The organism is Microbulbifer sp. GL-2, assembly GCF_007183175.1.
Classification (GTDB): Bacteria; Pseudomonadota; Gammaproteobacteria; order Pseudomonadales; family Cellvibrionaceae; genus Microbulbifer.
In genome coordinates this window covers 4,858,437-4,881,347 of record NZ_AP019807.1, presented here as the reverse complement: position 1 = coordinate 4,881,347, position 22,911 = coordinate 4,858,437, and the positions used below count along the sequence as shown (strand labels likewise).

Annotated in this window: 18 protein-coding genes; 15 read left to right on the top strand and 3 right to left on the bottom strand. The window is 51.3% G+C overall.

Annotated elements, in window-relative coordinates:
- Positions 1–41: 41 nt before the first annotated feature.
- The 13 genes from gyrA (at position 42) to GL2_RS21020 (ending at position 16,322) form a co-directional block, all read left to right on the top strand.
- The gene (gene gyrA / locus GL2_RS21080) at positions 42–2,606 is read left to right on the top strand and encodes a DNA gyrase subunit A (protein WP_143732680.1); all 2,565 of its coding nucleotides are present in this window, start codon (positions 42–44) and stop codon (positions 2,604–2,606) included.
- Positions 2,607–2,774: 168 nt separating this feature from the next.
- Positions 2,775–3,854 (top strand): 3-phosphoserine/phosphohydroxythreonine transaminase, encoded by a 1,080-nt coding sequence (serC, locus tag GL2_RS21075; RefSeq protein ID WP_143732679.1) that lies wholly within the window; start codon positions 2,775–2,777, stop codon positions 3,852–3,854.
- 46 nt (positions 3,855–3,900) lie between these two features.
- A complete protein-coding gene (pheA, locus tag GL2_RS21070) occupies positions 3,901–5,004 on the top strand; it encodes a prephenate dehydratase (protein WP_143732678.1) in 1,104 nt (367 codons plus the stop codon).
- On the top strand, positions 5,004–7,235 hold the full coding sequence (locus GL2_RS21065) for a bifunctional prephenate dehydrogenase/3-phosphoshikimate 1-carboxyvinyltransferase (RefSeq protein ID WP_143732677.1): 2,232 nt from the start codon (positions 5,004–5,006) through the stop codon (positions 7,233–7,235). Before pheA ends, GL2_RS21065 begins: the two co-directional genes overlap by 1 nt.
- Positions 7,236–7,310: 75 nt before the next feature.
- Positions 7,311–8,000 (top strand): (d)CMP kinase, encoded by a 690-nt coding sequence (gene cmk / locus GL2_RS21060; protein ID WP_143732676.1) that lies wholly within the window; start codon positions 7,311–7,313, stop codon positions 7,998–8,000.
- A gap of 174 nt (positions 8,001–8,174) precedes the next feature.
- Complete coding sequence (rpsA, locus tag GL2_RS21055) at positions 8,175–9,854, top strand: 30S ribosomal protein S1 (protein WP_143732675.1); 1,680 nt, start codon at positions 8,175–8,177, stop codon at positions 9,852–9,854.
- A gap of 141 nt (positions 9,855–9,995) precedes the next feature.
- Positions 9,996–10,304, top strand: coding sequence for an integration host factor subunit beta (gene ihfB, locus GL2_RS21050; RefSeq protein WP_143732674.1), 309 nt, complete (start codon positions 9,996–9,998; stop codon positions 10,302–10,304).
- Between the two features lie 123 nt (positions 10,305–10,427).
- Positions 10,428–10,736, top strand: coding sequence for a lipopolysaccharide assembly protein LapA domain-containing protein (locus tag GL2_RS21045; RefSeq protein WP_232053703.1), 309 nt, complete (start codon positions 10,428–10,430; stop codon positions 10,734–10,736).
- 1 nt (position 10,737) lies between these two features.
- Positions 10,738–11,928, top strand: a complete 1,191-nt coding sequence (lapB, locus tag GL2_RS21040) for a lipopolysaccharide assembly protein LapB (RefSeq protein ID WP_143732673.1) — start codon at positions 10,738–10,740, stop codon at positions 11,926–11,928.
- Between the two features lie 75 nt (positions 11,929–12,003).
- A complete protein-coding gene (pyrF, locus tag GL2_RS21035) occupies positions 12,004–12,714 on the top strand; it encodes an orotidine-5'-phosphate decarboxylase (protein ID WP_143732672.1) in 711 nt (236 codons plus the stop codon).
- A gap of 142 nt (positions 12,715–12,856) precedes the next feature.
- Positions 12,857–13,162 carry a ComEA family DNA-binding protein gene (locus GL2_RS21030; RefSeq protein WP_143732671.1) on the top strand — a complete coding sequence of 102 codons (306 nt, stop codon included), beginning with the start codon at positions 12,857–12,859 and terminating at the stop codon, positions 13,160–13,162.
- Positions 13,163–13,432: 270 nt separating this feature from the next.
- Positions 13,433–14,320: a glycosyltransferase family 4 protein gene (locus GL2_RS21025; RefSeq protein WP_143732670.1), complete on the top strand. Its 888-nt coding sequence runs from the start codon at positions 13,433–13,435 to the stop codon at positions 14,318–14,320.
- A 226-nt stretch (positions 14,321–14,546) separates the two neighbouring features.
- Entirely contained in the window at positions 14,547–16,322 is a 1,776-nt protein-coding gene (locus GL2_RS21020; protein ID WP_232053702.1) for a nucleoside-diphosphate sugar epimerase/dehydratase, read from the top strand.
- Positions 16,323–16,951: 629 nt separating this feature from the next.
- On the opposite strand, the gene GL2_RS21015 is transcribed toward GL2_RS21020, so the two are convergent.
- The 3 genes from GL2_RS21015 to GL2_RS21005 form a co-directional block, all read right to left on the bottom strand.
- A complete protein-coding gene (locus tag GL2_RS21015; RefSeq protein ID WP_143732668.1) occupies positions 16,952–17,947 on the bottom strand; it encodes a right-handed parallel beta-helix repeat-containing protein in 996 nt (331 codons plus the stop codon).
- A gap of 458 nt (positions 17,948–18,405) precedes the next feature.
- Positions 18,406–19,428 carry a tyrosine-type recombinase/integrase gene (locus GL2_RS21010; RefSeq protein WP_143732667.1) on the bottom strand — a complete coding sequence of 341 codons (1,023 nt, stop codon included), beginning with the start codon at positions 19,426–19,428 and terminating at the stop codon, positions 18,406–18,408.
- A complete protein-coding gene (locus GL2_RS21005) occupies positions 19,418–19,750 on the bottom strand; it encodes a RodZ family helix-turn-helix domain-containing protein (protein WP_172621231.1) in 333 nt (110 codons plus the stop codon). Before GL2_RS21005 ends, GL2_RS21010 begins: the two co-directional genes overlap by 11 nt.
- 204 nt (positions 19,751–19,954) lie before the next feature.
- Here GL2_RS21005 and GL2_RS21000 point away from each other — a divergent pair, with 204 nt between their 5' ends.
- Positions 19,955–20,167, top strand: a complete 213-nt coding sequence (locus tag GL2_RS21000; RefSeq protein WP_143732665.1) for a DNA-binding protein — start codon at positions 19,955–19,957, stop codon at positions 20,165–20,167.
- Between the two features lie 10 nt (positions 20,168–20,177).
- Positions 20,178–22,910 (top strand): toprim domain-containing protein, encoded by a 2,733-nt coding sequence (locus tag GL2_RS20995; protein WP_143732664.1) that lies wholly within the window; start codon positions 20,178–20,180, stop codon positions 22,908–22,910.
- The last annotated feature ends 1 nt before the right edge of the window (position 22,911 follow it).

Below are 22,911 nucleotides of genomic sequence, written 5' to 3'. Positions count from 1 at the left end.
TCAGTACACATGCCCGCGCTATAAAAGGAACGCCGTAAGCCATGGGCGAATTAGCCAAAGAAATCTCTCCGATTAATATCGAAGAAGAACTCAAGCAGTCTTATCTCGACTATGCCATGAGTGTGATAGTCGGGCGCGCACTGCCGGATGTACGCGATGGCCTCAAGCCGGTACACCGTCGTGTGCTCTACGCGATGAGCGAGCTTAAAAACGACTGGAACAAACCTTATAAAAAGTCAGCGCGTGTCGTTGGTGATGTAATCGGTAAATACCACCCGCATGGGGATTCCGCGGTATACGACACCATAGTGCGTATGGCCCAGCCCTTCTCTATGCGCTACACCCTGGTGGACGGCCAGGGTAACTTCGGTTCTATCGACGGGGACAGCCCGGCGGCCATGCGTTACACAGAGATTCGCATGGACAAGTTGGCCCACGAGCTGCTGTCTGACCTCGATAAAGAAACCGTTAATTTTGTCGATAACTACGATGGCTCCGAGCAGATGCCGGAGGTGTTGCCCTCACGCGTGCCGAATCTGCTGGTCAACGGCTCTTCTGGTATCGCAGTGGGGATGGCCACTAATATCCCTCCGCATAATTTAGGTGAGGTGATCAAGGCCTGCCTGGCCTTGATTGAAAACCCTGAGCTGTCCGTCGATGATCTGATGGAGCATATTCCCGGGCCGGATTTTCCCACCGGCGCAACCATCAATGGCCGCGCTGGCATCCTGATGGCATATCGCACTGGCCGCGGGCGTATCTACGTGCGTGCCAAAGCGGATGTTATTCGCGATGATAAGACTAACCGCGAGACCATCATTGTTACCGAGATCCCTTTCCAGCTGAACAAGGCGCGCCTGATTGAGCGTATTGCCGAGCTGGTAAAAGAGAAAAAGATCGAGGGTATCTCCGAGCTGCGCGACGAGTCCGATAAAGACGGTCTGCGGGTTGTGATCGAGCTGAAACGCGGCGAGCTGGGTGACGTGGTCCTCAACAACCTCTATTCCCAGACCCAGCTGGAGAGTGTGTTCGGCATCAATATGGTGGCGCTGGTCAATGGTCAGCCCAAGGTGCTGAACCTTAAAGAGCTGCTTGAGCACTTTGTGCGCCACCGCCAGGAAGTGGTTACCCGCCGTACCGTTTATCTGCTTCGCAAGGCGCGTGAGCGGGGCCATATCCTGGAAGGTTTGGCGATTGCGATTGCCAACATTGACCCGGTGATCGAGTTGATCAAATCCTCCTCCACTCCAGCGGATGCCCGAGAGGCACTTCTGGCCAAGGGGTGGCCTGTGGGGAATGTGGAGCAGTTCCTGGAGCGTGCCGGTGCTGATGCCTGCCGTCCGGATGATCTGCCGAAAGAGTTTGGTCTGCGTGAGGATGGTGCCTACTATCTGTCTCCCGCACAGGCCCAGGCAATCCTTGAATTGCGCCTGCACCGATTGACAGGCATGGAGCATGACAAGTTGCTGGCGGAATACCAGGAGCGATTGGAGCAGATTGCCGAATATCTGCATATCCTGGGTAGTTTCGAGCGCTTGATGGAGGTGATTCGCGAGGAACTGGAGCAGCTGTCAAAAGACTTTGGCGATGAACGCCGCAGCGATATTGTGGCTTCTCGTCAGGACCTGACTGTTGAAGACTTGATCACCCCGGAAGACAAGGTGGTGACCATCTCCCACGGTGGTTACGCCAAAAGTCAGCCTCTAACCGACTACCAGGCCCAGCGCCGCGGTGGTATGGGTAAGTCGGCGACCCAGGTGAAAGATGAGGACTTTGTCGAGCATCTCCTGATCGCGAATTCGCACGACACCATTTTGTGCTTCTCTAACAAGGGTAAGGTGTACTGGCTTAAGGTTTACGAAGTGCCTACTGCCGGCCGCGCCTCCCGCGGGCGCCCAATGGTCAATATGCTGCCCCTGGAAGAGGGCGAGCGCATCAGTAGTCTGATGCCGGTGTCTGAGTATGATGAGGACCACTTTATCTTCTTTGCTACGGCCAATGGCACTGTGAAGAAAACACCGCTGACTGCTTTTGCCCGCCCGCGTAGCGTCGGTTTGCGCGCGATTGAATTGGAAGAGAGCGATCGCCTGGTAGCAACTGCCGTTACTGATGGTGAGCGCGACGTAGTGCTGTTCACCAGTGCTGGTAAGGCCGCACGCTTCTCCGAAGCCAATGTTCGTTCCATGGGACGTGTGTCACGAGGTGTGCGCGGTATCCGTATGCAGGAGGGGCAGCAGGTTATTGCCATGGTAATTCCGGAAGAGGGAGGCTCCGTGATGATGGCCACTGAAAACGGTTACGGTAAACGTACCGCTATTAGTGAATTCCCCACAAAGGGACGCGGTACCCAGGGCGTGATTGCAATTGCAGAGAGCGAACGCAATGGTGCGCTGGTTGGGGCCTGTCAGGTGCATCCGGGTGAAGAGATGATGCTGATTTCTGACCAGGGCACGCTGGTGCGTACCCGTGTCGATGAGGTCTCTGTCCTTGGACGCAACACCCAGGGGGTGCGAGTGATTCGCCTCAAGAGCGGTGAAAAGCTTGTCAACCTCGGGCGTATCGAGGAGACCGAAGACGATGGTGAAGAAACTGGTGGGGAAGAGTGACCCACCTCTCGATACCAATAAGAAAGGCTGCGTTTATCGCGGCCTTTCTTGCCTTTGGCACCCTAAAAAATGCCTAAAAGCGTGATATCTGTCTCCCCCAAAGGCGGTTTTTGCGTCGGCATATCTAGTTGTATTTGAAACCATTTATTGTTTTCTGGAAGTTAGGTCATGAGGAAGTTTAATTTCTGTGCCGGCCCTGCCGCGTTGCCGGAGCCGGTACTGCAGCAGGCGCAACGGGAACTGCTCGATTGGAGTGGTCTCGGCTGCTCGGTAATGGAAGTCAGTCACCGTTCGCCGGAGTTTGTGCAGGTGGCAGAGCGGGCTGAACAGGATTTGCGCGACCTGCTCAATGTGCCTGGAAATTATAAGGTGCTTTTTCTGCAGGGTGGCGCTACAGGGCAATTCAGTGCGGTGCCCTGGAACCTTTTAGGTGCGGGATCGAAGAAAGCAGACTTTATTCACTCCGGACAGTGGGCGGCCAAGGCAATTCGGGAAGCCCGGCGCTATGGTGAAGTGAATGTGATCGCTTCCAGCGAAGATCGCAATTTCAGTTATGCGCCTTCAGCAGATAGCTGGCAGCAGAGCCGTGATGTGGCCTACCTGCACTATACCCCCAATGAAACTATTGGCGGGGTGGAGTTTGATTATGTGCCTGAGGTGGACTGTCCTTTAGTGGCCGATATGTCCTCCAATATTTTGTCGCAGCCGATTCCGGTGGAAAAATTTGGAGTGATCTACGCTGGTGCCCAGAAAAATATTGGCCCATCGGGAATCGCTGTGGCCCTGGTTCGGGACGATCTGCTTGATCGCGCACTGGAAAATATTCCGCGTAGCCTGAGCTGGAAGGTGGCGGCGAATGCCGGTTCTATGGATAACACGCCACCCACTTTTGCCTGGTACTTATCCGGTCTGGTTTTCCAGTGGCTTAAAGCCCAGGGTGGCGTTGAAGCGATGGCGATTCAGGCCGACCTTAAATCCAAGATGCTCTATGAGTTCCTGGATAACAGTGCTTTCTACTCCAGTCCGGTGGAGGTGGGTAGTCGTTCGCGCATGAATGTGCCCTTCGTGCTGGCTGACGCCGGTCTCGACAAGCTGTTCCTGGAAGAGTCTGAGGAGGCTGGGCTGTTGAGTTTGAAAGGGCACCGTTCCGTCGGCGGCATGCGTGCATCGCTGTATAACGCAGTTCCATTGGAGGCGGTGGAATCCTTGGTGGCATTTATGGCGGATTTTGAGGCTCGCCGGGGTTAGAAAGCCAAAAGAATATTGATGAATTCACAGGAAAGTAGAAAGCCGGATGACAGAGGAAACTGCAAGTAGCGACCAGCGTCTGCTGGAGCTGCGCAATCGTATAGACAGCATCGATGCTGAAATCGCACAGCTTATTAGTGAGCGGGCTCGTTGTGCGCTGGAAGTCGCTGTGGTGAAAAAGGCGACAGGTGAGGATGCGCTGTATTATCGGCCCGAGCGGGAGGCGCAGGTGTTGCGCAGGGCTATGGAGCGTAACCCGGGCCCCTTGACCGATGAGGAAATGGCGCGACTATTCCGCGAGATTATGTCCGCCTGCCTCGCGTTAGAGGAACCGGTTAAGGTGGCATACCTTGGCCCCGAGGGTACTTTTACCCAGCAGGCCGCACTGAAGCATTTTGGCAATTCCGCCCAGAGTCGCCCACTTGCAGCTATTGATGAGGTATTCCGTGAAGTTGAGGCCGGTGCGGTGAGCTATGGCGTAGTGCCGGTGGAGAATTCTACCGAGGGCGTGATCAATCACACCCTGGATAATTTTATGAATTCCAACCTGAGTATCTGCGGTGAGGTAGAGCTGCGGATTCATCATCACCTGATGATTTCGGATGTAACCCGGCCGGAATCCATTACCCGTATTTATTCTCATGCGCAGAGCCTTGCGCAATGTCGGAAATGGCTAGATGCACACTATCCCAATGTGGAGCGGGTGGCAGTTTCCAGTAATGCCGATGCAGCGAAGCGTGTCAAAGGTGAGTGGAATGCCGCGGCTATCGCCGGCGATATGGCCGCTGGCTTGTACGGCCTGAAGGTTTTATCGGAAAAAATTGAGGATCGCCCGGATAACTCCACACGCTTCCTGATTATTGGTACCCAGCAGGTCCCTGCTAGTGGCGATGATAAGACCTCCTTGATGGTATCCATGCGTAATGAGCCGGGTGCACTGCACGACCTGCTGGAGCCTTTCCGTCGTTACGATATTGATCTCACCCGGGTAGAAACCCGGCCTTCCCAGTCCGGGAATTGGACCTACGTATTCTTTATCGATTTCAAGGGGCACCGGGATATTGGTGACATTGCCGCAGCCCTGAAGGAAATTGGGGGCTGTGCCTCTGACTTGAAGGTGCTCGGTTCCTACCCTCGCGGTGTGTTGTGATGGGGCAGGCGCAAATTGGCCGACTGCTGGTTGTTGGGGTCGGTCTTATTGGTGGTAGTTTTGCGCTCGCACTAAAAGCCGCGGGTGTTTGTCGCGAGGTGATCGGTGTCGCTCTTGAAGAGAGCACCTGTGAGGATGCCAGGAAGTTGGGCATTGTCGATCGCACCAGTACACGCCTTGAGGATGTCCTGCCACAGTTAGAACCTGGCGACCTGGTTTTTGTTGCAGTACCCACGCTCGCGGTGGAATCTGTATTTGCACAGATTAAAGGGTTAATGCCTGATGGTATCACTGTTACTGATGGTGCCAGTGTTAAGGGCAGTGTGGTCAGGGCGGCAGAGAGGGTGTGGGGGAGAGTACCGGATTTCCTGGTGCCGGGCCACCCGATAGCGGGTTCCGAAAAGAGTGGTGTGACGGCGGCACGGGATGATCTCTACCGCGATCACCGTATTATCCTGACCCCGCTCCCGAATACCGGTACGGAGCACTTACGGTTGGTAGAGCGGGCATGGCATGCGGTGGGTGCCGAGGTGCTGAAAATGCCGGTAGAGGAGCATGACGAGGTGCTGGCTGCAACTAGCCATCTGCCGCATGTCATCGCCTTTAGCCTTGTAGATACTCTTGCCCACGATGCGGAAAATGAAAATATCTTCCGCTATGCCGCTGGTGGTTTCCGTGATTTTACCCGTATCGCTTCCAGTGACCCGGTGATGTGGCGCGATATTATGCTGGCTAACCGGGATGCCATTTTAAAGGCAATAGATCTCTACAGCCTCAACCTTTCTTCCCTGCGCGGTGCCATCGCCTGCGGCGATAGCGCAACGCTTATGGGTGTCTTTACCCGTGCCAAAGCGGCCCGGGATCACTTCACAAAAATGTTGGCGAAACAAGCGTACTCAGATTCTATGCAAGCACAGGAAATTACTTTTATCGCGCAGCCCGCGGCCACTGTCACTGGCAGGTTACGGGTGCCTGGGGATAAATCCATGTCTCACCGCTCCATTATGCTGGGCTCCCTGGCGGAGGGTGTCACAGAAGTGGAGGGTTTTCTTGAGGGGGAGGATGCGCTTGCAACCTTGCAGGCTTTCCGTGATATGGGGGTGGTTATAGAGGGGCCTCACGATGGCCGGGTAACTATTCATGGGGTCGGCTTGCGGGGCTTAAAGGTGCCGCCGGGGCCGCTGTACCTGGGGAATTCTGGTACCTCCATGCGCCTGCTGGCGGGCTTGCTCGCCGGGCAGGATTTCGATGTGACCTTGACCGGAGATGAATCCCTGTCCAAGCGCCCTATGAACAGGGTGGCTAATCCTCTGCGTGAGATGGGGGCGAAAATTGAAACCGGGCCGGAAGGGCGGCCGCCTCTGGTAATCAAAGGTGGTGGTCAGTTGGAGGGAATTAACTACCCATTGCCGATGGCCAGCGCCCAGGTGAAATCCGCAGTACTGCTTGCGGGACTCTACGCAGATGGCGCAACGTCTACTGTAGAGCCGGCGCCTACCCGCGATCATACCGAGCGTATGCTGCAAGGGTTTGGATATTCGGTGGAGCGAAATGGTGCCCAGGCAACCCTGGGGGGTGGCGGTACGCTCAAGGCCTGCCGTATTGATGTGCCGGCAGATATTTCTTCTGCTGCCTTCTTTATGGTGGCTGCGGCTATTTCTCCAGGATCGGATATTGTGCTGGAGCATGTCGGAATCAATCCGACACGTGATGGTGTGATTAATATCTTGAAGGCTATGGGGGCTGATATTGAGTTGGTGAATGTCCGCGAAGTGGGCGGCGAGCCAGTGGCAGATATCCATGTGCGTTATGCGCCACTGAAAGGTATCCGTATCCCGGAAGATCAGGTGCCCCTGGCAATAGATGAATTCCCGGTATTGTTTATTGCCGCTGCCTGTGCGGAGGGTGAGACAGTACTGACGGGGGCTGAGGAGTTGCGGGTTAAAGAAAGTGACCGCATCCAGGCAATGGCAAATGGATTGGCTGGGCTGGGGGTGGAGGCCAAGGCAACGCCTGATGGCATTGTAATTCAGGGTGTCCGGGAGGGGGCTGTATTCTCTGGTGGAACCGTTGACAGTCTCGGTGATCACCGTATTGCCATGGCATTTGCAGTGGCATCCCTGCGTGCAAAGGATACAATTCGCATCCTCCATTGCGCCAACGTGGCGACCTCCTTTCCGAATTTTGCGGAGCTGGCGACTGGTGCTGGCTTGAAGCTGCAGCTGGCCTGATCTCCAGGTGGGGTATGGGAGGCCGATGTTGCCGGTTTGCGCGACTAACTAAGAAGTAGAGTTGTATAGGACGATATGAGCGATTCGAATAGGCTGCCGCCGGTAGTCACTATTGATGGACCGAGTGGTTCAGGCAAGGGCACCATCGCCAAGTTATTGGCGGACAGATTGGGTTTTACCTTGCTTGATTCCGGTGCCCTTTATCGGGCTGCTGCCCTGGCAGCATTGAACGGGGCAGTTGACCTGGCTGATGAGGAGGCGCTCACTCAGGTGGCAAAGACACTGGATGTTCACTTTGCTGTGAATGGTGGCCAGTTGCAGGTACTGCTTGAGGGGCGCGAGGTCACAGAGGATATTCGCATGGAGCGGGTAAGCATGGCCGCCTCATCAGTGGCTGCAATTCCCGGTGTACGTGCGGCGCTGTTGCAGCGCCAGCGGGATTTTCGCATGGGGCCAGGCCTGGTGGCTGACGGTCGTGATATGGGTACCACCGTATTCCCCGACGCCCCGGTCAAGGTGTTCCTGACCGCAAGTGCCGAGGAGCGCGCCAGAAGGCGCGAAGCGCAGTTGCGGGAGAAGGGGGTTTCTGTTAGCCTCCGCGACCTGCTGGAGGACATCCGTGCCCGAGATGCACAGGATATGAATCGAAAAGCCTCTCCCCTGGCTCCCGCTGAGGATGCGGTTGAGCTCGATAGTACCGGGGTTGATATAGAGGAAGTCCTTCGGAGAGTGCTGTCATTGGTGCAGGGGCACATTTCATCCTGAAGCCAGTGTTATCAGTAACATACATTTTTTAACGATAACGGCCGGGTTTTGCCAGAATTGCCCGGCCGTTGTTGTAATCCGACCCGCGTGCTGGCAGCGCGGTTGGGGTCGCGGCTGGCGGTTGACTAAACTTAAAAGTTACCAACGGCTGGGCCCAGCAATATAGGTATTGTAATGAGCGAGAGCTTTGCTGATCTATTTGAAGAGAGCCTGAAAAGCGTCGAGATGGCACCGGGCGCTATTGTCACTGGTGTTGTAATTGACGTAGACAAAGACTGGGTAACCGTTCACGCGGGCCTGAAGTCTGAAGGCGTTATCCCTGCTGCACAGTTCGCCAACGACAGGGGCGAAGTTGAGTTGCAGGTGGGCGACGAAGTACAGGTTGCCCTGGAAGCTGTTGAAGACGGTTTCGGTGAAACCCGTCTGTCCCGCGAAAAAGCCAAGCGTGCTGAAGCCTGGAAGATCCTCGACGCAGCTCACGCAGCTGACGAAGTGGTTAAAGGTGTTATCAGTGGCAAGGTCAAGGGTGGCTTTACTGTCGATGTTGCCAATATCCGTGCATTCCTGCCCGGCTCTCTGGTTGATGTCCGTCCGGTTCGCGACACCGCGCACCTGGAAGGTAAAGAGCTCGAATTCAAGGTCATCAAGCTCGATGCCAAGCGCAACAACGTTGTTGTATCCCGCCGTGCAGTAATGGAAGCCGCGACTTCCGAAGAGCGTGAAGCACTGCTGGCCAGCCTGCAGGAAGGCATGTCTATTAAGGGTATCGTGAAGAACCTGACCGACTACGGTGCTTTCGTAGACCTCGGTGGTATCGATGGCCTGCTGCATATTACCGATATGGCTTGGAAGCGCATCAAGCATCCGAGCGAGATCGTAAATGTTGGCGACGAAATCGAAGTAAAAGTACTGAAGTTCGATCGCGAGCGCAGCCGCGTTTCCCTGGGTCTGAAGCAGTTGGGCGAAGATCCCTGGGTATCCATCAAGCAGCGTTACCCGGAAAACAGCCGCGTAAAAGCAGTTGTTACCAACCTGACCGACTACGGCTGCTTCGCCGAGCTGGAAGAGGGTGTGGAAGGTCTGGTACACGTTTCCGAAATGGATTGGACCAACAAGAACATCCACCCGTCCAAAGTTGTCCAGGTGGGTGACGAGGTAGAGGTGATGATCCTGGATATCGACGAAGAGCGTCGTCGTATCTCCTTGGGTATCAAGCAGTGCCAGGAAAATCCGTGGGATGCCTTCGCGCGTAAATTTGCCAAGGGCGATAAGATCTCCGGTAAGATCAAGTCCATCACTGACTTCGGTATCTTTATCGGTCTCGACGGCAGTATCGATGGCCTGGTACACCTGTCCGACATCTCCTGGAACGAAGCTGGCGAAGAAGCTGTTCGCAAGTTCAAGAAAGGCGACGAAATCGAGACTGTTATCCTGGGTATCGACTCCGAGCGCGAGCGTATCTCCCTGGGTGTCAAGCAGCTGGAGTCCGATCCGTTCTCCGACTACGTTGCTACCAGCGACCGCGGCAGTATCGTAATTGGTACCGTTAAGGAAGTTGATGCCAAGCAGGCTGTACTGACCCTGGCAGGCGAAGTGGAAGGTGTGTTGCGCGCTTCTGAAATCAGCCGTGACAAGGTTGAAGATGCTCGTAATGTCCTGAAAGAAGGCGAAGAAATAGAAGCTAAGATCACCAGCGTGGATCGCAAGAACCGCGTGATCAGCTTGTCTATCAAGGCCAAAGATCAGGATGACGAAAAGCAAGCCATCAAGGATCACAGCAAGAAGCAGACTGACCAGGTTCAGCCCGCTACTATTGGTGACCTGATCAAGGCACAAATGAACAACAAAGACTAATCATCTTTGACTGTTCAATGCTCCAAGTGAAGTGTTTGGAGTAACTCGAAAGCCGGACTGGGGTTGCCCAGTCCGGCTTTCTATTAGATGATTGACGCTCTACTCCAGAATAATCAATGACTTAGAAAGGTTGCAGGGCACATGACCAAATCCGAACTGATCGAAAGGATTGCGTTGAGGTTGGATCAGCTGCCAGTGAAAGATGTGGAGCTGGCGGTCAAGGTGATGTTGGACTCCATGTCTGATGCCCTATCCCAGGGGGAGCGCATTGAGATACGTGGGTTTGGCAGCTTTTCGTTGCACTACCGTGCACCGCGCACAGGGCGGAACCCGAAAACGGGGGATGCGGTGGATCTGGCCGGTAAATACGTCCCTCACTTTAAGCCCGGCAAAGAACTGCGCGACAGAGTCAACCGCAGTATGCACTCTGAGGCAGGGATCGGGGTATGATTACATCGCTGCAGCGGCCGGTTATGGATCACACTGGACCTTGTGGTTTTCCTGGTGTGTAGTTTCCCTGGATAGTCTTTATGGCTGGATAAGAAGGCCATTTTGTGGAACGTGGAGGTTCCCTTGTCATTCTTGCGTTGGTTGATGCACTTTTTTTTCGGCTTTGTGGCCCTTTTGTGTGTCGCCCTCGGCATCTATATAGCAGTAGAAAACCCCCAAATTATTTCCCCGGTTATTGCCGGGTATGCCCCATTCTCTGGCAGTGTGGGGGTATGGCTTATTGGGATGTTGCTGCTCGGGGTCTTGCTGGGCTTTCTGGCAAGCTTGCTACCCCTTTTCTCACAGCGCCGCCGAGCACGGGGGTTGAGTAAACAGTTGAAGAAATTGGAGCGCGAGCTTCAGGCCGCTCACCGAAAGGTTTCCGGAGACTGATTTGCTCGATTTTGCCTATTTCTTTTTCCTGCTGGCAGCCATCTCAATAGGCTGGGTGCTGGGGCGGGGCAGCTCAAAGCGAAAGCCGGACTTCAGTGAGCAGGAGGAATCTCTGGCGCGCTCCTATGCGCAGGGGCTCAATTATCTATTGAGCGAACATCACGACGACAGTATTGATAAATTTATTGATTCACTTGAGGTGAGTCCGGCAACTTTCGATACGCACCTGGCGCTGGGTAACCTCCTGCGTAGGCGCGGTGAGTATGACCAGGCAATAAGGGTGCATCAAAATTTGCTGGCGCGCCCGAGCTTGGCTAGGCAGAGCCAGCACAAGGCTCAGTTTGAGCTGGCATGTGATTATATTTCTGCCGGGTGGCTCGATCGCGCTGAACGCCTGCTGCAGGAGTTGGTGGAAACCTCCCAGGAGTTGCGCGCAACCAGCCTTGAGCACCTGGTGGAAGTTTATCGGGATGAGCGTGAGTGGGCTAAGGCAATTCACGCTGTTAACTTGTTGCATGGTCGCCGCTTTAAGCGCTTGTCCGCAGACTGGGCGCCCGTGCAGGCACATTTTTGCTGTGAGTTGGCAGAGGAGGCAATCGCAGGCAAGGACTACCTCAGTGCACGCAAGCACTTGGATGCAGCTTTGGGGTATGATCGCAGCTCGGTCAGGGCCTGCCTGCTTTGGGCGCGCCTTGAGTACCTGCTGGGCAAGCCGCGCGACGCCATCAAAGTCCTACAGAAAATCCCCAAGCAGAGTCCTGATTATATCCCTGAGATCCTGGGGCTTTTGCTTACCTGTTATGGTGAGTTGGGTGATGGTAGAGGTCTGGATCGTTATTTGGAATCCCTCCTTAAGGAGTATCCATCAAACAGTGTGTTGATCGCATTGGCTGAGCGAATCCAGGCCCAGGATAGTGAAGCTGCTGCCGCTGCATTTATGGGTGAGCAGTTGGCTCTGCGCCCTTCCCTGAGGGGGTTGGGTCGCTTTCTCGATCTTTATATTGGAACGGCTCAGGGGAGGGCACGAGAAAACCTTTCCCTGCTCAAGACCCTGGTCGATCAGTTGATCGCCAGTCGCCCCCATTACCGCTGTAGCAATTGCGGCTTTTCTGGTAACCAGTTGCACTGGCTCTGTCCCAGTTGCAAACACTGGGATTCAGTCCGCTCGGTTAAAGGTATTGAGGGCGAATAGCTGCAGTTGTTTGGTGGTTATTTTCACGGCTTTATCCAGTCATCGTGTAAACAAAATTTTTTATGAGGTCTCTCTTTGCACTCTCAAGTCTCCTCTCCGATCGTTGTTGCTCTCGATTTTGACAATGCTGATGCCGCACTGGCTATGGCTGACCAGCTTGATCCGACGCTCTGTAGGGTAAAAGTTGGAAAAGAGCTTTTTACCATTGCAGGTCCTGACTTGGTTCGCGCTTTGGTTGAGCGGGGTTTTGAGGTCTTTCTCGACTTGAAATTTCACGATATTCCAAACACCGTTGCTTCTGCGGTAAAGGCGGCTGCACGCCTGGGTGTATGGATGGTTAACGTACATGCCAGTGGTGGTGAGCGCATGATGCGCGCAGCAGCTGATGCATTGAGAGAGTTTGGCGACAGCAAGCCCCTGTTGATTGGGGTTACAGTGCTGACCAGTACAGCCCCGGAAGAGTTGGCGTCAATTGGCGTCGAAAAGCCGCTGGGGGAGCAGGTTGTCGACCTCGCCTCGCTGGCTAAAGCCTGCGGCCTGGATGGGGTTGTGTGTTCTGCGCGTGAGGCGCAGGAGTTGAAAGAGATCTGTGGCCGCGATTTTGCGTTGGTAACTCCCGGAATTCGCCCGGCGGGTAGTGATGCTGGAGATCAGCGCCGCACCCTGACCCCCTCTGAAGCCCTTGCCCAAGGAGCTGACTACCTGGTAATCGGCCGCCCAGTTACTGCCGCAACCGATCCGTTGCAAGCGCTGCAGAATATATTGGATGAAATTACAGATAAGTAAGGATTGTTTGCCTTGGTCGATTGTGATGTAGTGTAATCAACGTTGCACGGAGCGTCGTTCGGCACATTGGTATCATTGTGCGGCTTGGGGGGGTATCAGTAGTCCCAGCGTGAAACAAGAACACTTTCACTGGGAGTCGACGATGAAAAATATTCGTATATTGCTTTCTGCATTACTTGTAGCGCTTTTTTCCTTCTTTTTGTCGCCAGCAATTTATGCAGATGGTGCAGATAATGTGGTAGAGCAGGTTGTATTTGAGGTTAATGTAAATAGTGCCTCAGCCACGGAACTGGCAGAAAAATTGGATGGTGTCGGTGAAGCTCGGGCGCAGCTGATAGTTGAATATAGGGAAAAGCACGGACCTTTTACTTCCCTCGATCAGTTGCTGAGTGTTAAAGGTATTGGTACGGCGACACTCGAGAAGAACCGCGAAAAAATTCGCCTGTAGTGATGATTTGATCGCCTGCGCCGGCAGTGCATTTGCAGGCGTGGATTTTTGATTTATACCGCCAAGTATTTTGGCTCGGCTTGATTGTTGAGCTATTTTGGCGGTATTTCATATTGATAAAACTGAATTTGCTCGCTAGATGTTGAGGCTGAAGTTTTTACTGGCTGGGCTGTCGGGGGAGTCCAGTTTGATATCTATAGGATATTTATTTCGCTGGTTTTTAGATCTGACATGTATTAATGCTTTGTGGTATTTCGGAGGGAATGGTTGGTGGAGCCAATATCAGAGTGGTTGCTTCCAGTCGCATCTGCAGTCGTTATTAGTTATTGCCTAACAATAGTTCTGCTCTCGCGAATGAAGTATCTGGCACTGGATGTGCCCAATCATCGATCTATGCATAGCTTGCCTGTGCCCCGTACCGGTGGATGGGCTCTATTGGCTGGCTGTGGCGTAGCGCTGGTCATTAGTCCCATTTCATTGCCTTATTTCGTGTATCTGGCATTTCTGCTATTGCTGGCGGTTTCGGCGCTGGATGATTTGCGACACGTTCCTGCCTCTGTGCGCTTTGGTGTACAGCTATTGGCTGTCAGCTTGATTATTTGTGCACTGCCTAATGGTTTGCAATGGTGGTTCCCTTTTCTCGCACTATGCGGTGTTTGGGTTGTCAATTTGTATAACTTTATGGATGGAATGGATGGTTTGGCGGGGAGTATGACCGCTGTGGGGTTCCTCGGACTTGGCCTGGCTTGCCTGGTCGGTGGTGACTTAGGGTTAGCGGGTGTGTGTGCTCTGGTTTTTGTTTGTGCGTTGGTCTTCCTGCATTTCAATTGGCCCCCTGCGCGTATTTTTTTGGGGGATGCAGGGTCTACGTGCCTGGGGTTGACAGTCGTCACTGTAAGTCTGTTTGGTTGGCAGCGGGGGGCTTTTGAATTATGGTTGCCGGCGATTATATTTACCCCCTTTTGGCTGGATGCGACTTATACCTTGCTGCGCAGAATGATAAGGGGTCAGCGCTGGTGGGAGGCTCATCGTGAACACTTCTACCAAAAAAGTGCTATTCGTATGGGGGTTAAGAATACATTGTATCTACAGTTGGTTTTTATGCTTTGTATGTCGATATTGGCGGTAGTGCTGTCTGCTCTTGATATAAGTGGATAAAGGGTGAGGTCAGCCTCCCGGTTTTCAAAAAAATTTGGGTATTTGTGTGATTAGTGTTTGGCGGAAATTAGAAAAAGCGCAAAAACCGGTGCTAATGCTGTTATTTGACTTGGTGATGCTAAGTCTCGCTTTTTTTATTGCGATGGCAGTTCGCCTAAATAGTATATCTCACGCCCTAGAGTTCAAAATGCTTGGCTGCCTTTTGCTTACGCTGAGCTGTACAAGCTTGATTTTTCTCAGGCTTGGCCTGTATCGCACAGTTATCCGTTATATGGGGCAGAAGGCAATTATTGCTGTGCTTCAGGGGGTAACTGCGTCGGCAGTGGTGTTGGCGGTTGCCTCATATCTTACGACAGCGGGAGTGCCGCGTTCGGTGCCAGTAATATATTGGTGTTTTGCCCTTATGACAGTTGGTGGGTCCCGTTGGTTGGTTCGTATTTACTATCAGATGGCTCTGGAGATACATAAGACCCGTGTGGCGATTTACGGTGCAGGTACTGCGGGCTTGCAAATGTATAAAGCCCTTGTGCATGGAGAAATTTATAAGCCGGTGGCTTTCTTTGATGACAATATCTCAAAGCAGAAAACGTTGATTGATGGGCTTCTGGTTTATAGCCCGGGAAGTATTTTGGAGGTGGTGGCTGAAAAGGATATCGCTGAAATATTGCTTGCGATGCCAGGAGTGCCTAAGCGTCGACGCAGAGAGATTACTCGGGCTTTGAGGGAGCGGGGCCTGGTTGTGAAGGCAATTCCTGGTGTTGAAGAGCTAGTTGATGCGGCGGGTAAAGTGGAAGGGGTATCCCAAACCTACGAAAATATTCTTGGGCGCGCCCCAGTAGAGCCGCAGAAGGCGCTGATAGCTGGTTCGATCAGCGGCAAAGTAGTACTTGTTACAGGAGCTGGGGGATCTATTGGCTCTGAACTTTGCCGGCAGATCGCCCAGTGGGGGCCGGCCCATCTGGTGTTGGTGGAGTCTTCTGAATATGCCTTGTACCAAATAGAGCGAGACCTGTGCCAGCAACAGCTGGATGAGGGTTATCAGCTGAAAGTTACTGCACTGCTTGGCGATGTTCGAGATAGGACCCGAATGGTGGAGATCATAAAGGGTTTTGCAGTTAATACAATCTACCACGCTGCGGCATACAAACATGTACCTCTAGTTGAGCAGAATGTGGTGTTGGGGGCTGATAATAATGTCCTGGGTACGCTTTCTGTGTTGGAGGCGGCCGAGACTTCAGGGGTGGAGCAGTTTGTGTTGATCTCCACGGACAAGGCCGTGCGTCCCACCAATGTGATGGGGGCAACCAAAAGGCTTGCCGAGTTGCTCTGCCAGGACTTTGGGCGCCGATATAATAGTGGGACACAGATTTGTATGGTCCGATTTGGAAATGTATTGGGCTCCTCTGGGTCGGTAATTCCGCTCTTCACTGATCAGATCAATGCTGGTGGTCCGGTTACTGTGACTCATGCCAAGGTGACGCGCTATTTTATGACCATTCCTGAAGCTGCACAGCTCGTATTGCAGGCTGGGAGCATGGGGCGCAACGGGGATGTATTCGTTTTGGATATGGGTGAGCCTGTTCAGATACTTGATCTCGCCGAGCGTCTTATTAGGATTATGGGACACTCAGTCAGGGATGATAAAAATCCTGACGGGGATATCGAAATTCAGATAACCGGTTTGCGACCTGGGGAAAAGCTCTATGAAGAGCTGCTCCTCGGTGATAATGTTTCTGGAACGGATCACCCCATGATCATGCGCGCAGAAGAGGAGTGTCTCGAGAATGGGGTGCTGCAAGCGCTGATAGGAGAGTTGCGACATGCTTGTGCCCAGCACGACTGTGAACGAGTCCATCAACTTCTATCCTCAGCCGTGAAAGATTACGTTTCCAAGCAGGGGCTGGTTGATGTGGTTTGGGCGCAGCATCATCAAGTGCACCCAACACCCAAAATGGCCAAAGTGGAAAGGTTGCCCGTTGCTAGTGAGACTGGCGCCCGCTAGTAATTTAGCGGTTTTCCTTGAAGCTGAAGTTTCTTGGGAGGGCAACAGGCTTTGCTTTTACTTGAAGTGCAAAATAAAAAACCCCGCACAGCTTGCACCGTGCGGGGTTTTTGTTTGGCTCCGCCTGCTGGGCTCGAACCAGCGACCCAATGATTAACAGTCTATTTTTTAAGTATTCTTTATTCTCCTACACGCTCCAAACCCGCATAAACTCTAAGCTTCTTTACCCTCTGTTAACCTCTATTACTCACCCGCGTTGACACTTTGTTGACACTATGCGAGTTCTGTGAGGAGGGCGAGTCAATTTGCCTGGAGGCCGAACTGTATCAGCAAAAAATGGGTTAAGGTTCTTGAAGCTTCAATCACTCCAATTTCGATTGGCATAAGTTCAATTCTACTACTTCACTTTTAAGGAGCTAACTTTAATTGAAGTACACTGTTACAAGATCAAAAAGCGGAAATAACCTGAATGATAAGATGCAAAAAACGTCAAAATTCCTGTTATTGAACGCCGTCCTGAAATGGCCCTGAATTAATAGTCCAACAGACCTAGTACCATGCAATGCACAGTAAGCAGTACATGAACCACAGTGTGTATGAAAAGTATGTGGTTCATGTATGGCTCACCGCTATTGATCTTTTAAACACTCAGGGTCAGAAGTTCCATCGATGCCCACATCATTATTAGCCCAGGTATTTAATTGATTCGTGCATGTCATATTCTCAGTAAAATCACGCAAGTCAAAACCGCTATTGTTCATTACTGTGTTATCCTCAATAGTATTACCTGTGCCGTTAAAATTTATAATGCCATCTCGGTTTTTATTTACCGTGTTGTCCCTGATCAAGTTGCCTGTACTGTCTTCCGCTATAAGTATTCCATCATCGTTGATTTCGGTCACAATATTGTTAGATATAAAGTTCGAATCACTCAATACTTGAATCCCGTCATCGTCAGTGAAGCTGATAAAATTACCGGTTACCGTAGCTCCTCCTGAACCCATCAGAAGATTAATTCCATCGCGCTGAATGTCTATAATTTCATTTAGTGTTATGGTTGTGTGTTTGCCGTCGACTTGAATTGCATCATCGTACGTAGTGCTAATAAAATTATTATTTACAGCGTTATAATTTGATTCAGACTCAATAAATAATCCTACGCCATTTCCCAGGCCTGCTCCAGCCTCGCCAAGTCCAACTATTTCATTCCCTTGCATGAAGTTAAAGCTACTCGAAATAATGATTCCATTATTTGTGAAGTCAGTTATATTAGAATTTAAGATGGTATGGTTACCCAATCCCTTCACACTAATACCATCCGAGCAAGATTCAATTTTTCCGTTGATAACGCTTGCAGAAACTCCTTCCATAAGTATCCCGTTGCCGGTTACACCACCTAATGTGCAAGTAAGTTTTCCAGCGCCAAGCATACGCAGGCTTCCAAATGGGCCAACTATGGTCAAGGCATACGGGTTGCCAGGTGTTGGAGGGCAAATAAGATCCTCCACAAGTAAGGTAGGGGTATAGATGGTATCGTAACATTCAACAGAGAGAGCGTAAGAAGAGGAGAAAATTCCGTAAGCCAAAAGAGAGGTGGCTAATGCCGATTTTGTTTTTATAGACATAGTGAAGTCCTTTTACAATTTTTATAACAATTTGTGTACTGAAATAAGGCGCTCAGCGCTTAGGTAAAATAATCTATTTCATTAAAATATACTCTTTAACTTTAAGAGTTTGTTGAAATTTAAAGCATCATCATAAGAATTTTTCGTTTGGACAATACGTGCAATGAGTAAGAGGGGTCACGATAGAGTGGTGGGTTTAAAGGGTGGGCGGCTCAAATGATAATGCCGCTAAATGCCATGCCGGCAGTCCAAATCAAGCGGGATGGTGATGTTTCCGAGAATCTCTTTAAAATTTGTGTGATTAATGTCGAAACCAGAGTTTAGGTATGTCGGTCGACCAAAAAAACTGAAAATTGGAGGGGGAGACAAATAAGTTGATCATAGGTAAGAGTACACAAACTACTACACCCGCATAAACTCTAAGCTACTTTACCATCTATTGCCCTCCGGCATTGACACTAGGCAAGCTCTGTAAGGGGGTTCCTGGTGACAGCGTCTTCAAGGTGTTCTGGCGATAGATGGGCATAGCGCATAGTCATTTTTATATCAGCGTGGCCAAGTATTTCTTTTAAGGTGAGAAGGTTTCCACCACGCATAATGAAGTGACTCGCGAAAGTGTGGCGTAGTACATGACTGGCTTGACCCTTGGGCAAATCTATCTCGCACTTGTCTAATACGCGAGTAAAAGCCTTATAGCAGTATTGGAAGAGGGGGCCTGTTCGCGGCCGCTCCAAAAATATTGCCTTCTCTAGTGACTCACTGATTGGAACCACGCGAACTTTACCGCTCTTAGTACCTGAGAAGGTGATACGGCTGTTGCGAATTTGTTCGCCGCGCAAGTTTTGTGCCTCGCTCCAGCGTGAACCAGTTACTAAACATATTGTTGCCACGAGGTAGGCGTGTTGTGAGCCGCTTTTCTTTAGGGCACTGAGTAGCGTTTTTATCTGTTCTTTATCAAGAAAACTTAATTCTTGATCATCATATTTCAGTCGCCGTACACCAGCGAGGGGATTTTCCCCTTGCCATTTCCCCAGGCGAATTAATTCATTAAATACCGCGCGCAAATAGGCTAAGTCATGGTTACAAGTATTTGCGGAGATGGGCCCCCGATGGCGCTTGTTGGTTTTCAAATCACCCTTTAGGCGTTGCTGGCGAAACTCTGCATAAAAACCAGCGGTTATCTGGTTAGCTAGGGGGTCACCCATTAATTGGCAGAGCGACAAAAGGTTGTCCCGCCGTTCCTCTCCTTTTTTCAGGGTATGTCCATGTAGGTTGTACCACTCTACGATTAAATCCTGTAATCGCCGTTTGTCACGTTGAGGTGGAACCCATTCTCCTTTGTCTGCGGCGGCTAGCTGCGCGCGCTCCCAGCGGATACCCTCGGCCTTCGTATCAAAAGATTTGCGGACACGGCGCCCGCCGCGCCCTTGTGGCTGTATATCTACTTGCCAACGCCCACTATCAAGTTTCTTAATTGCCATCCCGAATATCCAGAAAGGGAGCATCGGCAACTAAACCAATGTCTATGCGTACTACTAACAACTTGCAAAAGTCACTCTTGCTTTGCTCCAGTTGTTCTAAAGAAACTTTGCCACCGTAAACCACCCAGGGCAGAAGCTCAGGCATAAGGCGCCCAATCTCGGCAAATACCTCTTCAGGAATCCGAGAGGTTCCGTATTCAATATTTTTAACTTGATGAACTTTTATATTTAGTTTCGTCGCGAAGTCCGCCTGCGTAAGACCTACCGCTTCTCTAACTTTCCGCAGCCTCTTTCCCGCACTATCTGTCGGCGCCTCACTCACCTTTATTACCCTCTGTTACTTGTTTGGTGCGGAATTTAGCCCAAAAAGCAGTCAATTCAAAACAAAAAGTCATTACATCTAAGCTTATGTGTTGAATAGTGCGCCAAAGATTAACATTTATACCCAATAAGTATTGAATCTAAACCTTATTGCATCTAAAAATAGGCCCTCAAGTAATCAATGCAGAACAAAGGGCAATAAGGAATGAGTGATAAAGCAGATCCAGCACCACTGAAAGCACCAGTTTCAACCCAAGAGCAATATGCCATTGATACCGGTCTCACCTTAAAAACGGTGCGGGGCCAAGTGCAGCGAGGCTACCTGCCAACAATCAAGATTGGCCGTTACAACTTAATCAACATGGTCAAACTGTCCCAGCTCTGCATGGGCGAAGACGCCCAATCAACTAAAGAGTAGGGCGGTTTCTATGGACTACAGCCAAATAAACCGAGATGTTGCCGAGTCGCTAGAAAAGGATTTGAGTTTTAAATTCAAGCGCAGTGGCAAGTATCTAAATTCTGGCAACTGCCCAGATTGCGGCAAGAAGTCAGCCTGGATTGAGATTGAAAAACCAATCACTGTGCGCTGTAACCACAAAAACAATTGTGGGTACGAAGAACCTGTCCGGGATATTTACCCGGATATTTTCGAAAATTTTTCCGAGAGATTCCCGGCAACTCCTGAAGAACCCAACGCAACAGCCCGAGCGTATATAGAGCACGTTCGCCAGTTCCCGCTTCTTAAAGTGGGAGACTGGTTTGAACAGGCCGCGCGGCCTTTACCTGAAGGTGACTATGCACCCGTGGTTCGTTTTCAGCTATGGGACGGTTTCTACTGGGATCGCGTAATTAATAAAACCCATGAGCGCGCATTGGGCGACAAAAGCTTTTTTAAAAAGCATATTAAGTACGGGGGTAAATGCTGGCAGCCCCCAGGCCAGCAGATAGAAAAGGGCGATACCGTTTTTATTGTGGAGGGTATCTTTCACGCTATCGCCTTATGGCTTTGCGGCTATAAAGTGGTCGCCGCATTTTCAAGTAATAACCTGCCCACAGAGCTAATAGAAGAACACAAAGCCCAGGAGATAACCTGGGGTCTTGGCTATGACGATGACCCTGCCGGTCGTTCCATGGCAAAGAAATATTATGATCGTTTGCGCAAGCAAAAAGAAAAGGTCGATGTTGCCCTGGTGGGCGGCGGTAACGACTGGGATGACCTATACCGGGCTGATAAATTAACCCCAGAATTTATTGAAGACTGCCTTTACCGGGGGCGCCTATTCACTGCCGGCAGTATTGAAGAAAAAGCCTACCACTGGCACTGCAAAAAACGCCGTAATTATACGGTGCTTGATTTCAATAACCGCCTGTATTCAGTCCATATCGAAGACGATATTAACCGGGAACTGTCAAAATCTATTGAGGAGCAAAACCAGACTGATATAGAGGATACAGGCACCGAAAAAGAAGCAGTCAAAACCCTAGAAGATGCCTTGGCCACAGACCGGGGGCGGGAAATTTTCAATAGCAACCTCAACGTCAATAGTATTAGTAATTGCCTGCCAAGGTTTCTTTACTGCGAGATAGACCAAGAGACAACAGACGTTGCCTATTTTTTTGATATTTATCTTCCCAAAGGGAAGGGGTTGCAAGTCGCCCTCACCGGCTCAAATCTAGAGAGCCCAAAATCCTTTAATAAAGCACTCCTCAACCAAGCACCGGGCAGTACATTTGATGGCAGTGAAAACCAGCTCAAGATGTTGCGTGATCGCTGGTTTGATAATGGCGTTAAGCAGGTGCGGACTATTGGATACCTGGGTTACGACAAGTCCTGTCAAACCTATGTCTTTCAGGATTTCGCCTTTCACAATGGCCGACGCTTAAAGGTCAATAAGCAAGGCTACTTTGTTGCCGGTAAAGACCGTATTAAAACTGGCTTTAAAAGTCTCTACATCCACAACAATAAAAGCTTTGATTCCAGCTGGATACAGGATTACTACTTGGTGTTCTCCCATCTAGGCATGGTCGCGCTTGCGTTTTGGATGGCTTCACTATTTGCCGAACAGATCCGAGCAGAACTAAAGGTATTCCCATTCCTGGAGCTAACTGGCGAGCACGGCGCTGGTAAATCCACGGTGATTGAATTTCTGTGGAAGCTATGTGGTCGTGACGACTACGAAGGCTTCGACCCCAGTAAAGCCACCTTTGCAGCCCGTGCCCGTGCATTCTCTCAGTTGTCCAATATGCCGGTGGTATTGATTGAATCCGACCGTCAGAACGATTCGGCCAAGAAGGGCAGCTTTGATTTTGAGGAGTTGAAGACCGCCTACAATGGCCGCGCCATCCGCTCAACCGGTGCCTTTAATCGCGGCAATGAAACCGTAGACCCGCCATTTCGCGGCTCTATTGTAATTGCCCAGAATGACACCGTAGACGGTAGCCCCGCACTGCTATCGCGCATAGTCCACTGCCACGCGACCAAAGCGCACTTTTCAGAGAAAACAAAACTGTTAGCCCAGCAGTTCGAGCGAGCCGCAGTGGAAGAAGTCAGCGGCTTTCTACCCGCTGCATTGCACAAAGAGAAAGCCATTATCGGCAAGATCCTAGAGGACTATCCGAAGTTTGATGCGGAGTACGCCCACCGGGGCGAGATCCACGACCAGCGTGTAGTGAAAACACATGCGATGGTTTCTGCCATGGCTGGAACTTTGCCCATCCTGTTTCCCTCGCTCACCGCCAATACCGTTCAGGACATCCAGCACTTTATCTATACCCGCGCGGTAAACCGCCAGGGCCGCTTAAGCGCGGATCACCCGGAAGTACAGAAGTTCTGGGAGATATACGACTACCTCAATGTTCGCCTAATGGCGGACACAGAGGCGCCTGCTGTGTACACCAATAGCGCCGGCAAAGTAGAGGCGCAGACCCTCAATCACAGCAAAGACAACGGCTTAATTGCCATCAACCTGATTCATTACAAGCAGCAATGCGAGCTGGCCAAGGTGGATCACCCGGACATCAGAGAGCTGAAAAAGCTATTGCCCAACAGCCGCCGCCACAAGTTTATCGCCTGTAAAAACGTGAAGTCGGGGATAGACGGCGACCGCACTCGATATTGCTGGGTTTTCCAGCATAGAGACGCCAAGAAGGGCGCCGATTAGG